The sequence below is a fragment of the Streptomyces sp. SAJ15 genome, from assembly GCF_007595705.1.
Classification (GTDB): domain Bacteria; phylum Actinomycetota; class Actinomycetes; order Streptomycetales; family Streptomycetaceae; genus Streptomyces.
Map to the genome: position 1 here is coordinate 385,237 of NZ_NISY01000004.1, position 13,697 is coordinate 398,933.

Sequence of the window (13,697 nt, forward strand, 5' to 3'; positions counted from 1 at the left end):
CCTTAGACTGACCGTCGTGACCGAGAACACTCAGCAGAGCCCCGCGAGCGGGCCGAACAGCCACCCTGAACTGCCGACCCAGTACGCACCGGCCGAGGTAGAGGGGCAGCTGTACGAGCGCTGGGTAGAGCGCGGTTACTTCACGGCCGACGCCAAGAGCGACAAGCCCTCGTACACCATCGTCATCCCCCCGCCGAACGTCACCGGCTCGCTCCACCTGGGCCACGCCTTCCAGCACACCCTCATGGACGCGCTCACCCGGCGCAAGCGCATGCAGGGCTTCGAGTCGCTGTGGCTGCCCGGCATGGACCACGCCGGCATCGCCACCCAGAACAAGGTCGAGCAGCAGCTCGCCGAGGAGGGCAAGTCCCGGCACGACCTCGGGCGCGAGGAGTTCGTCGAGCGCGTGTGGCGGTGGAAGGAGGAGTACGGCGGCAAGATCCTCGGCCAGATGCGCCGCCTCGGCGACGGCGTCGACTGGAGCCGTGAGCGCTTCACCATGGACGAGGGCCTGTCCCGCGCCGTCCAGACGATCTTCAAGCGGCTCTACGACGACGAGCTGATCTACCGCGCCGAGCGCATCATCAACTGGTGCCCGCGCTGCCTCACGGCCATCTCCGACATCGAGGTGGAGTACCAGGAGGACGACGGCGAGCTCGTCTCGATCAGGTACGGCGAGGGCGAGGACAGCGTGGTCGTCGCGACGACCCGCGCCGAGACCATGCTGGGCGACACCGCCGTGGCCGTCCACCCGGACGACGAGCGCTACGCCCACCTCATCGGCAAGCAGATCAAGCTGCCGCTGACGGACCGCACCATCCCGGTCGTCGCCGACACCCACGTCGACCCCGAGTTCGGCACCGGCGCCGTCAAGGTCACCCCGGCGCACGACCCCAACGACTTCGCGATCGGCCAGCGCCACGGGCTGCCCTCGCTGACGGTCATGGACGAGCGCGGCAACATCACCGTCCACGGTCCCTTCCAGGGCCTGGACCGCTTCGAGGCCCGCTCCGCCATCGTCGGCGCCCTGCGCTCCCAGGGCCGGATCGTCGCCGAGAAGCGCCCGTACGTCCACTCCGTGGGCCACTGCTCGCGCTGCAAGACCACGATCGAGCCGCGGCTGTCCATGCAGTGGTGGGTCAAGGTCGGCCCGCTGGCCCAGGCCGCCGGCGACGCCGTCCGCGACGGCGTGGTGAAGATCCACCCGGAGGACATGTCGAAGCGCTACTTCGACTGGGTCGACAACATGCACGACTGGTGCATCTCGCGCCAGCTGTGGTGGGGCCACCGCATCCCGGTCTGGTACGGCCCGGACGGCGAGGTCCTCTGCGTCGGACCGGACGAGCAGCCGCCGACGGGCGAGGGCTGGCACCAGGACACCGACGTGCTCGACACCTGGTTCTCCTCCGGCCTGTGGCCGTTCTCCACCCTCGGCTGGCCGGACCGGACCCCGGACCTCGAGAAGTTCTACGCCACCGACGTCCTGCTCACCGGCCACGACATCATCTTCTTCTGGGTCGCCCGGATGATGATGTTCGGTCTGTACGCGATGGACGGTGTCGCGCCCTTCCACACCATCGCCCTCACCGGCCTGGTGCGCGACGAGCGCGGCAAGAAGATGTCGAAGTCCTTCGGCAACGTCGTCGACCCGCTGGACTGGATGGACAAGTACGGCTCCGACGCCGTCCGCTTCACCCTGGCCAAGGGCGCCAACCCGGGCACCGACGTGCCGATCGGCGAGGACTGGGTGCAGGGCTCCCGCAACTTCGCCAACAAGATCTGGAACGCCACCCGCTTCGCGCTGATGAACGGCGCGACGGTGGAGGGCGAGCTGCCGCCGGCCGAGCGGCTGCGACCCGAGGACCGCTGGATCCTGTCCCGGCTCAACGCGGTCATCGCCGAGGTCGACGCCTACTACGACGACTACCAGTTCGCGAAGCTCTCCGACGCGCTGTTCCACTTCGCCTGGGACGAGGTCTTCGACTGGTACGTCGAGCTCTCCAAGACCACCTTCCTCAAGGGCGGCCCCGAGGCCGACGCCTCGCGCCGCGTCCTGGGCGAGGTCCTGGACGTGACGCTGCGGCTGCTGCACCCGGTCGTCCCGTTCGTCACCGAGACCCTGTGGACCTCCCTCACCGGCGGCGAGTCGATCGTCATCGCCGCATGGCCGGTCGACAGCGGTTTCCGCGACCCGGCCGCCGAGCGGGAGATCGAGACCGTCCAGCAGGTGGTCACCGAGGTCCGCCGGTTCCGCGCCGACCAGGGCCTGCAGCCCGGCCAGCGGGTCCCGGCCCGACTCGACCTGGAGGGCGCCGTGCTTCCGGGGCTCGCGGCCCACGAGGACGCCATGCGCGCCCTGCTGCGGCTCCAGCCGGCCGGTGACGACTTCACCGCCACCGCCTCGCTGCCGGTCGCGGGCGCGACCGTCGCGCTCGACCTGTCCGGCGCCATCGACGTCGCGGCCGAGCGCAAGCGGCTGGCCAAGGACCTCGCGGCCGCCGAGAAGGACCTGGCGCAGACCACGGCGAAGCTCGGCAACGAGGCATTCCTGGGCAAGGCCCCCGACCACGTGGTCGAGAAGATCCGCACCCGGAAGGCGGCCGCCGAGGCGGACATCGCCCGGATCACCGCCCAGCTGGCGAACCTGCCGCAGGGCTGACCCCGGCACCACCTAACGGCGGGCCCGTACGGATGTCGCATCCGTACGGGCCCGCCGTGCGGTGCGGTGCGGTGCGGGGCGGTGCGTGGCCCGCACCACCACCCCGGAGCCGGTCGGATCCGGCCTCGTCCGCCTGTCCGGCCGGTGTTGTCACAGGGGGCTCGTAGACTGGTCCGCGTGAGCGAGCGCCCCCGAAACGACGACCCCGACTCCACGCCCGGTCCGATCGACGAGTTCGACGAGATCGTGGAGGCGGAGACCGACCGCGACCCCGACCTGGCGGTGATCGAGGCGGGGAGTCGCACCCTGCGCACGCAGGCCGGGCCGCCGACGGGAGACCCGATCCCGGCCCGCCCCACCGACCCCGAGGTCGACCGCGCGCTGCGCGAGGTGGAGGCGGAGCTCGCCAGCCGCTGGGGCGAGACCAAGCTCGACCCGTCGCTGGTGCGCATCGAGGCGCTGCTGGACATCCTCGGCTCGCCGCAGCGCGCGTACCCGTCGATCCACATCACCGGCACCAACGGCAAGACCAGCACCGCCCGCATGATCGAGGCGCTGCTGGCCGCCTTCGAGCTGCGCACCGGGCGCTACACGAGCCCGCACGTCCAGTCGGTCACCGAGCGGATCAGCCTGGACGGGGCGCCGATCTCCGCCGAGCGGTTCATCGAGACGTACCGGGACATCCAGCCGTACATCGAGATGGTCGACACCCAGCAGCAGTACCGGCTGTCCTTCTTCGAGGTGCTCACCGCCATGGCCTTCGCGGCCTTCGCGGACGCCCCGGTGGACATCGCCGTGGTCGAGGTCGGCATGGGCGGCACCTGGGACGCCACCAACGCGATCGACGCGGGCGTGGCCGTGGTCACCCCCATCGCGCTGGACCACACCGACCGGCTCGGAGCCACGCCCGAGGAGATCGCGGTCGAGAAGTCCGGGATCATCAAGAAGGACGCCACCGTGGTGCTCGCGCAGCAGCCGGTGGACGCCGCCTCGGTGCTGTTGAAGAAGGCCGTCGAGGTGGACGCCACGGTCGCGCGCGAGGGCCTGGAGTTCGGCGTGCTGGCGCGCGAGGTGGCGGTCGGCGGGCAGCTGCTGACGCTGCGCGGGCTGGGCGGCGAGTACCCGGAGGTCTTCCTGCCGCTGCACGGGGCGCACCAGGCGCACAACGCGGCGGTGGCGCTGGCGGCGGTCGAGGCGTTCTTCGGCATCGGCTCGCAGCACGCCCGCACGCTCGACATCGACACGGTGCGCCGGGCGTTCGCCTCCGTCACCTCGCCGGGCCGGCTGGAGGTGGTGCGGCGCAGCCCGACCGTGGTGCTGGACGCCGCGCACAACCCGGCGGGCGCGCAGGCCACGGCCGCCGCGATCTCCGAGGCGTTCGGCTTCAGCCGGCTCATCGGCGTGGTCGGGGCCAGCGGCGACAAGGACGTGCGCGGCTTCCTGGAGGCGTTCGAACCGATCTTCGCCGAGATCGTGGTGACGCAGAACTCCACCCACCGCGCGATGGACGCCGACGCGCTGGCGGCGGTCGCGGTCGAGGTCTTCGGCGAGGAGCGGGTGCAGGTCGAGCCGCGACTGGACGAAGCGCTGGAGGCGGCGATCACGCTGGCCGAGGAAGAGGGCGAGTTCACCGGCGCCGGCGTGCTGGTCACCGGCTCCGTGATCACGGTGGGCGAGGCCCGGCTGCTGCTGGGGAGGGGCTGAGATGCGAACCCTGTGTTCGAGCACGCTGATAGGCGAGTTCTTCGTGATCGGCTTCGCCGGGCTGGTGGCGATGAACACCTCCGACCTGTCGACCGCCACGGTGTGGACGGTCAGCGGCGTCGCCATGGTGCTGTGCCTGCTGCTGTGCGGCATGGTCAGCCGCCCGGGGGCGGTGCAGATCGGCTGGGCGCTCCAGGTCGGGCTGATCCTCAGCGGCTTCGTCGTCAGCACGATGTTCATCCTGGGCGCCCTCTTCGCCGCCCTGTGGTGGGCCTCGGTCCACTTCGGCCGCAAGGTCGACGAGGCGAAGGCCCGCTTCGCGGCGCAGGCGGCGGCCGAGCGATCCGCTTAGCCGCGCGGCGCGGGAGGGGTCCGGCGGGGCCCGGTCGGGGCACGGCCGCGGTCGCTTCGGGCAGCCGCCGTCCCGGCCCGTCCGAGGGATCGGTGAATATCCGATGACCAGGTGCGATGCCGGGTGCTGCGCACCCGTCCCGCCCCTGTAGCCTTCGGCACTACACACCGACCGCGTACGCCCGTCCGTGCGACATCGCCATGCCGCGCGACGTCTGTCCCAAGGAGCCGCACCATGACCCAGCGCACCCTCGTCCTCCTCAAGCCCGACGCCGTTCGGCGGGGCCTGGTCGGCGAGATCATCGGCCGGATCGAGCGCAAGGCGAACTGGGCCGTCACCGCGCTGGAGCTGCGTACCCTCGGCCGCGACACGCTGGAGCAGCACTACGCCGAGCACGTCGGCCGGGACTTCTACGAGCCGCTGGTGGCCTTCATGTCCTCCGGCCCGATCGTGGCGCTCGTCGTCGAGGGCGAGCGGGTCATCGAGGGCGTCCGCGCGCTGGCCGGCCCGACCGACCCGATCAAGGCGCCGAGCGGCACCATCCGGGGCGACTTCGGCACCATCACGCGTGAGAACCTGATTCACGCGTCTGACTCGGAGGAATCCGCCGAGCGGGAAATCAAGATTTTCTTCCCCGGCCTGGGCTGAACCCGCACCACCTTCGTCTGAGGCGGAATCACGTCCACACCCCGCTGACCGGGGGCGACCGCTATTTTCGGTCGCCCCTTGGCATATGCGGGCCGATCGGGGGAACGCGACACCCCGACACGACGTCACCATGAGAGGGGGCGGGTACGTGTTCTGCTGACAATGGCGGAGGACCCTCGCGTCGTGTTCGAGCGAGCGAGACTACGATGAAGCTTCCGCGCCTCGCAGCGCACCCATCCTGCCGACCTCAAGTAAGCATTCGCTCCAGTTGGGAAGGCCAGACGTATCCTCATGGGGAACAACATGTCGTTCATCGGCCGTGACATGGCTGTCGACCTCGGGACCGCCAACACGCTGGTGTACGTCAGGGGCCGCGGGATCGTCCTCAACGAGCCGTCAGTCGTCGCCATCAATACCAACACCGGCGGAATCCTCGCGGTGGGCGCCGAGGCGAAGAAGATGATCGGCCGGACCCCTGGCAATATCGTGGCCGTCCGTCCGCTCAAGGACGGGGTGATCGCCGATTTCGAGATCACCGAGCGGATGCTCCGCTATTTCATCCTCAAGATCCACAAGCGGCGCTATCTGGCGCGTCCGCGGGTCGTGGTCTGCGTGCCGTCCGGCATCACCGGGGTCGAGCGCCGCGCCGTGATCGAGGCGTCCACCCAGGCGGGTGCCCGTCAGGTGCACATCATCGAGGAGCCGATGGCGGCGGCGATCGGCTCGGGACTGCCGGTCCACGAGGCCACCGGCAACATGGTGGTGGACATCGGCGGCGGCACCACCGAGGTCGCCGTCATCTCGCTCGGCGGAATCGTCACCGCGCAGTCCATCCGGGTCGCCGGCGACGAGTTGGACAACGCGATCATCCAGCACGTCAAGAAGGAGTACAGCCTGCTGCTGGGCGAGCGCACCGCCGAGAACATCAAGATCACCATCGGCTCGGCCTACGAGACCGAGCAGGAGGAGCACACCGAGATCCGCGGCCGCGACCTGGTCAGCGGACTCCCCAAGACCGTGGTGATCTCCGCCGCGGAGGTCCGGAAGGCCATGGAGGAGCCGGTCAACTCCATCGTCGACGCGGTCAAGACCACGCTCGACAAGTGCCCGCCCGAGCTCTCCGGCGATGTGATGGACCGTGGCATCGTGCTCACCGGCGGCGGCGCGCTGCTGCGCGGCCTGGACGAGCGGCTGCGCCGGGAGACCGGTATGCCCATCCATATCGCCGAGGACCCGCTGGACTCCGTGGCCCTGGGCTCCGGCAAGTGCGTCGAGGAGTTCGAGGCCCTCCAGCAGGTGCTGGACGCCCAGCCCCGCAGATGACCCGCGGGTGATCCGCGAACGGCCCACACCCGGTGCCGTTGGCGGCATCCCCTCACCGTCGTACGGCCCCGTGCGACATGTGTACGACCTCCGTATGGACGCCGTACCAGCTCGTGGATGACACTCCGTCATCGGCGCGTTTCCGCCGCACGGGCGCCGCTTCGCCCATGCGGCGGAACGCCGGCAGACAACGCTGATATACAGGCATAAGGTCCGACTCCTACGAGGAAGGCACGTCGCCGCACGTGAGGGACACACGAGAGAGCAGACTGCTCCTGGTGCTGCTGATTGCCATCGCGTTCGCACTGATCACGGTGGACATCCGCGGCGGCGAGGACTCACCCCTGGACGGCGCCCGGCAGTCCGCCGAGTCCGTCTTCGGGCCGGTGGAGAACGGCGTGGCCCAGGTCGTCGACCCGGTCGGCAACGCCATCGCCGCCGTGCGGGACTCCGATGAGCGACACGACCGCATCAGCGACCTCGAACGGGAGAACGCGGAGCTCAAGCAGCGACTCGGCAGCGAGGAGCGCAACCGCGCCCGGCACGCCGAGTACGACAGGATGATGAAGAGCGCCGGTGCCGGCCGCTACGGCGTCATCGGCGCCGAGGTCATCGCCATCGGCGCCGCCCAGGGCTTCTCATGGACCGTCACCATCGACGTCGGCGGCAAGGACGGCATCCGCCGCGACATGACCGTCATCAACGGCGACGGACTGGTCGGCCGGGTCACCACCGTCGGTCGCTCCACCTCCACCGTGCTGCTGGCCGGCGACCCCGACTTCACCGTCGGCACCCGCATGGAGAAGACCGGGGAGCTCGGCTTCGCCACCGGCCAGGGCGACCGACCGCTGCGGCTCCAACTGCTCAACGGCAAGGCCAAGGTGAAGAAGGGCGACCGGCTGGTCACCTTCGGCTCGCGTGCCAACAAGCCGTTCGTCCCCGGGGTCCCGGTCGGCGAGGTGGTCCGCGTCGACCCGTCCGACGGCGGACTCACCCGCACCGTCCAGGTGCGCCCGTACGTCGGCTTCACCAAGCTCGACATCGTCGGCGTCGTCGTCCAGCCGCCGCGCGAGAACCCGCGCGACGCGGTGCTGCCGCCCAAGCCGAAGAAGCCCGAGCCGGCGCCCACGGTCACCGTCACGGCCACCCCGCCCGCGCGCGAGGACGAAGACGCCTACGCCGCCGAAAGGGACTGACGATGCTGCGCATCAACCGGATCCTGCTCTCCACGACCCTGGTGATCGTCGCGCTGATCACCCAGGTCTGTGTGCTCGCCCGGCTCAACCTGCCCGGCGCCGTCCCCGACCTGCTGCTGCTCGTCGTGCTCGGCCTGGCGCTGGTCTACGGACACACCGGCGGCGCCCTCATCGGCTTCGGCGCCGGCCTCCTCGCCGACCTGGCCCCGCCCGCCGACCACGCGGCCGGGCGCTACGCCCTGGTCCTGTGCGTCATCGGCTACCTGGCCGGCCTCGCCCGACCCGAGAACGGGCAGCTCCGCTCGGCCACCGGGCCCATGCTGGTGGTCGTCGCGGGCGCCCTCGGCTCCACCCTGCTCTACGCGGGCGTCGGCTCCCTGGTCGGCGACACCGCCGCCAGCCATGTGGGCCTCGGCCACCTGCTCTTCACGGCCGCCCTGTACGACCTGCTGCTGGCGCCCTTCACCGTGCCGCTGATCATGGCCATCGCCCGCCGCACCGACAACGACCCGATGGCGGACAGCTCCGGCGGCGGAGCCGGCGGCGACAGCGGCTGGCTCACCCCGGCCGGCTCGATGCGCACCGGCCGCGGCTCCGGCCGTATGGGCAGAGCCGCCCGCATCGGCAGCCAGCGCGGCGGGCTCCTCACCAAGGCCGCCAAGAGCCGCGCCAACAAGGCGGGACGCATCAAGGGGGTCAAGAGGCTGTGAGGCGGCGCCGTCACCGCTCATGGAGGACGCCATGAGCAACTCCCTCCCGTCACCCGCCACCACCCTCAACGGAGGCGCTGACGCGCCGAGCGGTTCCCTTTCGTCACCCGCCACCACCCTCAACGGAGGCGCTGACGCGCCATGAGCAACATTCCTGAGACCGGGCGGACCACGCGTATCACCGTTCGCCTCGTCGCCATCCAGATCCTGGTCTTCTCGCTGCTGCTCACCCTCGCCGGGCGCCTGTGGTACCTCCAGATCCGCAACGGCGACGAGTACACCGCCGAGGCCGCCAGCAACCACGTCCAGCAGGTCATCCAGCCCGCCACCCGCGGCTCGATCCTGGACGCCCGCGGCATCCCGCTCGCGGACAACGAGACCCGCCTCGTGGTCTCCGCCAGCCGCACCGACCTGATGAAGATGAAGGACGACGGCAAGGCGGTGCTCACCCGGCTGGCCGCGGTCCTGGACATGAAGCCGCAGGAGGTCATGGACAAGGTGCGGCTGTGCGACGCCAAGACGCCGCAGCCGTGTTGGAACGGCTCCCCGTACCAGCCCATCCCGATCACCGACGAGGCCACCACCCAGCAGGCGCTCCAGATCCGCGAGCGCGCCGAGGACTTCCCCGGCATCAGCGCCGAGCCCACCCCGGTGCGTCGCTACGCCGCGCCCGGGGACGCCAACGCCGCCCAGGTCCTGGGCTACCTCTCCCCGGTCACCGACGAGGAGATCAAGGACGCCGAGAAGAGCGAGTCGCCGCTGCTGCGCTCCGACCAGATCGGCCGCTCCGGCCTGGAGCGCTCCTACGACGACCAACTGCGCGGCAAGGCCGGCATCACCCGCTACGAGGTGGACAACCTCGGCCGGGTCATCGGCAAGGGGAAGAGCGAGCGGGCCGAGCCCGGGTCCAACGTCGTCACCAGCATCGACGCCCGGGTGCAGGCCATCGCCGAGAAGGAGCTGGCACTGGCGATGAAGGAGGCCCGCAAGGTCTCCGACCGGAACACCGGCACCAACTACAAGGCCGACGCGGGCGCCGTCGTCGTCATGGAGGCCAGGACCGGCCGGATCGTCGCCATGGCGTCCAACCCCACCTACGACCCCAACGCCTGGGTCGGCGGCATCTCCGCCAGGGACTACCGGAAGCTCACCGGCAAGAAGTCCAACTACCCGCTGCTCAACCGCGCCATCCAGGGCCAGGCCGCGCCCGGCTCGATCTTCAAGGTCATCCCGACCACGGCCGCGGTCAACGCGGGCTACCGGTTCTCCGACCGCTACCCCTGCCCCAGCTCGTACAGCATCGGCGGCCAGGTCTTCAAGAACTTCGAGTCCCAGGGCCACGGCAGCATCACCCTCGGCCAGGCGCTCGAGGTCTCCTGTGACACCGTCTACTACGGGCTGTCCCACCAGCAGTGGCAGAAGGACGGCGGGATCAACCCCAAGAAGCACCCGAAGGACTGGTTCTACAAGACCGCCCACCAGTTCGGCCTCGGCAAGGAGACCGGCATCGACCTCCCCAACGAGGTCAGCGGCCGGGTCCCGGACCGCCAGTGGAAGAAGGACTACTGGAAGGCCAACAAGGACGTCTGGTGCAAGCAGGGGAAGAAGAGCGGCGACTACGCCGAGCGGATCGCCTACGAGAACTGCCTCGAGGGCATGAAGATGCGCGCCGGTGACGCCGTCAACTACTCCATCGGCCAGGGCGACACCCTCGTCACCCCGATCCAGATGGCCACCATCTACTCGGCCATCTCCAACGGCGGCACGCTCTACGACCCCACCGTCGGCAAGGCCGTCATCAGCGCCGACGGCAAGAAGGTGCGCGAGATCAAGCCCGCGTCGCACGGCAGGCTGCCGATGGACGCCAAGACCAATCGGCAGATAAACGAGGCCCTGGCCGGCGTCGCCACCCGCGGCACCGCCGCCTGGCGCTTCGGCGGCTGGCCGCAGGACAAGATCCCGATGCACGCCAAGACCGGTACGGCGGAGGTCTACGGCAAGCAGACCACCTCGTGGTTCGCGTCGTACACCAAGGACTACACGATCGTGATGACGATCTCCCAGGGCGGCACCGGCTCCGGCGCCTCCGGGCCGGCCGTGCGCAACATCTACAGCGCGATGTACGGCGTCTCCCCCGACGGCGAGATCGACCGCGGGAAGGCGCTGCTGCCCGAGCCGCAGCGCAGGCTGCCCAAGATCAACCGTGACGGGACCGTCGAGGCCAAGTCGTTCGGCGAGAAGTACACGGCCATCGGCACGACCGGAAGGCGGCCCGAAGAGTGAGCGCGTCGTCCGAACTCGCCGTACGCAGGTACGGGCCGGAGAAGTCCACGTGGGGCAAGCTCATGGCGCGCGACTCCCTCGTGCGCCGGCTCGACTGGATACTCATGCTCTCCGCGCTCGCCCTTTCCGCCATCGGCGCGGCGCTGGTGTACTCCGCGACCCGCAACCGCACCGAGCTCAACCAGGGCGACCCGTACTACTTCCTGTTCCGCCATGTGCTGAACACCGGCATCGGGCTGGCGCTGGCGGTGGCCACCATCTGGCTCGGCCACCGCACCCTGCGCGGCGCCGTGCCGGTCCTCTACGCGCTGTCGGTGCTGCTGGTGCTGGCCGTGCTCACCCCGCTCGGCTCCACCATCAACGGCGCGCACGCCTGGATCGTGATCGGCGGCGGCTTCTCCCTCCAGCCGTCCGAGTTCGCCAAGATCACCATCATCCTGGGGATGGCGGTGCTGCTCGCCTCACGGGTGGACGCGGGCGACCGCGTCCACCCCGACCACCGCACCGTCGTCCAGGCGCTGGCCCTGGCCGCGCTGCCCATCGCCATCGTGCTCCTCATGCCCGACCTGGGCTCCGTGATGGTGATGGCGGTGATCGTGCTGGCCGTGCTGCTCGCCTCCGGCGCCTCCAACCGCTGGATCGCCGGACTCATCGGCACCGCCGTGCTCGGCGCCGTCCTGGTCTGGCAGCTCGGCGTGCTCGACCAGTACCAGATCGACCGCTTCGCCGCGTTCGCCAACCCCGCCCTCGACCCCGCCGGCGTCGGCTACAACACCAACCAGGCGCGCATCGCCATCGGCTCCGGTGGTCTCACCGGCTCCGGGCTGTTCCAGGGCACCCAGACCACCGGTCAGTTCGTGCCCGAGCAGCAGACCGACTTCGTCTTCAGCGTCGCCGGCGAGGAGCTCGGATTCCTCGGCGCGGGCCTGATCATCGCGCTGATCGGCGTCGTGATGTGGCGGGCCTGCCGCATCGCGCGGGACACCACCGAGCTGTACGGCACCGTGGTCGCCGCCGGGATCATCGCCTGGTTCGCGTTCCAGTCGTTCGAGAACATCGGCATGACGCTCGGGATCATGCCGGTGGCCGGCCTGCCGCTGCCGTTCGTCTCCTACGGCGGATCCTCCATGTTCGCCGTCTGGATAGCGGTCGGACTCCTCCAGTCCATCCGCGTGCAACGGCCGGTCGCCGCCTGACGACCTGTCGCCGGACCCGCCGCGGGGCTAGATTCGACGCATGGCGGACACCGTGCGAGAAGTCGAGCGGAAGTACGACGCGGCCGACGCCGGGGGGCTCCCCGACCTGAGCGGAGTCCCCGGCGTGGCGCGCACCGTCGCCGGGGGAGTGGTCACCCTCGACGCCACCTACTACGACACCCCGGACCGGCGGCTGGCGGCCGACGGCATCACGCTGCGCCGCCGCACCGGCGGCGACGACGCCGGATGGCATCTGAAGCTGCCGGCCGGCCCCGACACCCGGGACGAGATCCGGGCGCCGCTCGCGGACGCCCTGCCCCGCCGGCTGGCCGCCCTCATCCACTCCCGCACCCGGGGCGCCCGGGTCGTCCCCCTGGTCCGGCTGGTCTCCGAGCGCGAGGTGCACCGGCTGCTGGACGCCGAGGGCGGGCCGCTCGCCGAAGGCTCCGTCGACCGGGTCACCGCCTACCGGCTGGCGGACGGGGACGGGGAACGGGCGCCGGCGCGCTGGACCGAGATCGAGGTGGAGCTGGCCGAGGGACGCGACCCCCGGCTGCTCGACGCGATCGAGAAGAAGCTGCGCAAGGCGGGCGTGCGGCGCGCCGCCGCGAGCTCCAAGCTGGCCAGGGCGCTGCACGAGACCGCCACCGAGGAGGAGCGGAAGCGGACCGCCGAGGCCCCGCGGCCGCCCCGGCCGGCCGAGCCCACCGCCGGCGACGTGGTGCTGGACTACGCCCGCGGCCAGCTCGCCGCCCTCGTCGCGCTCGACCCCGCCGTGCGCCTGGACGCCCCCGACTCCGTCCACCGGATGCGGGTGGCCACCCGTCGACTGCGCAGCCTGTTCCGGTCCTACGCCAAGGTGCTCGACCGCGGCGTCACCGACCCCCTCGGCGAGGAGCTCAAGTGGCTGGCCGCCGAGCTCGGCGTGGACCGCGACCACGAGGTGCTCACTGAGCGGCTGAGCCGGCGACTGAACGAGGTGCCGCCCGCGCTGCGGGTGGGCCCCGTGCGCAACCGGCTGCACACCTGGTCGCACGCGCACCGCGGCGGGTCCCGGCGGCAGGTGATCGCCCTGCTCGACGGCGAGCGGTATCTCGCGCTGCTGAACGCGCTCGACGCCCTGCTCGCCGACCCGCCGCTGCGCCCGGCCGCCGCGAAGTCCCCGCGGAAGGTGCTCCGCAAGGCGGTGCTCCGCGACTTCGCCCGCCTCGCCAGCCGGGTGGAGACCGCCCTGAGCGCCCCGGCGGGACCCGAGCGCGACGAGGCCGCCCACGCCGCCCGGAAGGCCGCCAAGCGCACCCGCTACGCCGCCGAGGCGGCCCGCCCGGCGCTGGGCAAGCCCGCCAAGCGCTTCGCCCAGCGCATGACCTCCGTGCAGGACGCGCTCGGCGACCACCAGGACAGCGTGGTCGCGCGCCAGGCGCTGACCGAGCTGTCCGCCCAGGCGCACGCCGCGGGGGAGAGCACCTTCACCTACGGCCTCGTCTACGGGCACGAGGAGGCCCTGGCGGCCGACCGCGAGCGGGAGCTGCCCGAGCTGTGGGCGGAGGTCTCACGGAAGAGGCACCGGGCGGCGCTGGGGGCGTGACGCGGTCCGGAAGGGGATGCCCGCCGATCGGGGTACGC

10 protein-coding genes are annotated in these 13,697 nt (G+C 71.0%); all 10 read left to right on the forward strand.

Annotation, left to right across the window (positions count from 1 at the left end):
* Positions 1–16: 16 nt before the first annotated feature.
* The 10 genes from CD790_RS14265 to CD790_RS14310 all read left to right on the forward strand — a co-directional run bounded on the left by CD790_RS14265 (position 17) and on the right by CD790_RS14310 (position 13,659).
* Positions 17–2,659, forward strand: coding sequence for a valine--tRNA ligase (locus CD790_RS14265; RefSeq protein ID WP_144383576.1), 2,643 nt, complete (start codon positions 17–19; stop codon positions 2,657–2,659).
* Positions 2,660–2,836: 177 nt separating this feature from the next.
* Positions 2,837–4,363 carry a folylpolyglutamate synthase/dihydrofolate synthase family protein gene (locus tag CD790_RS14270; protein WP_144383577.1) on the forward strand — a complete coding sequence of 509 codons (1,527 nt, stop codon included), beginning with the start codon at positions 2,837–2,839 and terminating at the stop codon, positions 4,361–4,363.
* A gap of 1 nt (position 4,364) precedes the next feature.
* Positions 4,365–4,715: a DUF4233 domain-containing protein gene (locus tag CD790_RS14275; RefSeq protein ID WP_144383578.1), complete on the forward strand. Its 351-nt coding sequence runs from the start codon at positions 4,365–4,367 to the stop codon at positions 4,713–4,715.
* Positions 4,716–4,949: 234 nt separating this feature from the next.
* A complete protein-coding gene (gene ndk, locus CD790_RS14280) occupies positions 4,950–5,363 on the forward strand; it encodes a nucleoside-diphosphate kinase (protein WP_144383579.1) in 414 nt (137 codons plus the stop codon).
* 303 nt (positions 5,364–5,666) lie between these two features.
* The gene (locus CD790_RS14285; protein WP_144383784.1) at positions 5,667–6,686 is read left to right on the forward strand and encodes a rod shape-determining protein; all 1,020 of its coding nucleotides are present in this window, start codon (positions 5,667–5,669) and stop codon (positions 6,684–6,686) included.
* A gap of 245 nt (positions 6,687–6,931) precedes the next feature.
* A complete protein-coding gene (gene mreC, locus CD790_RS14290) occupies positions 6,932–7,882 on the forward strand; it encodes a rod shape-determining protein MreC (RefSeq protein ID WP_144383580.1) in 951 nt (316 codons plus the stop codon).
* 5 nt (positions 7,883–7,887) lie between these two features.
* Entirely contained in the window at positions 7,888–8,592 is a 705-nt protein-coding gene (mreD, locus tag CD790_RS14295; RefSeq protein ID WP_144383785.1) for a rod shape-determining protein MreD, read from the forward strand.
* 141 nt (positions 8,593–8,733) lie between these two features.
* Positions 8,734–10,875 carry a penicillin-binding protein 2 gene (gene mrdA / locus CD790_RS14300; protein ID WP_144383581.1) on the forward strand — a complete coding sequence of 714 codons (2,142 nt, stop codon included), beginning with the start codon at positions 8,734–8,736 and terminating at the stop codon, positions 10,873–10,875.
* Between the two features lie 62 nt (positions 10,876–10,937).
* On the forward strand, positions 10,938–12,071 hold the full coding sequence (gene rodA, locus CD790_RS14305; RefSeq protein ID WP_186319032.1) for a rod shape-determining protein RodA: 1,134 nt from the start codon (positions 10,938–10,940) through the stop codon (positions 12,069–12,071).
* Positions 12,072–12,111: 40 nt separating this feature from the next.
* Entirely contained in the window at positions 12,112–13,659 is a 1,548-nt protein-coding gene (locus CD790_RS14310) for a CYTH and CHAD domain-containing protein (RefSeq protein WP_144383583.1), read from the forward strand.
* Positions 13,660–13,697: the final 38 nt, after the last annotated feature.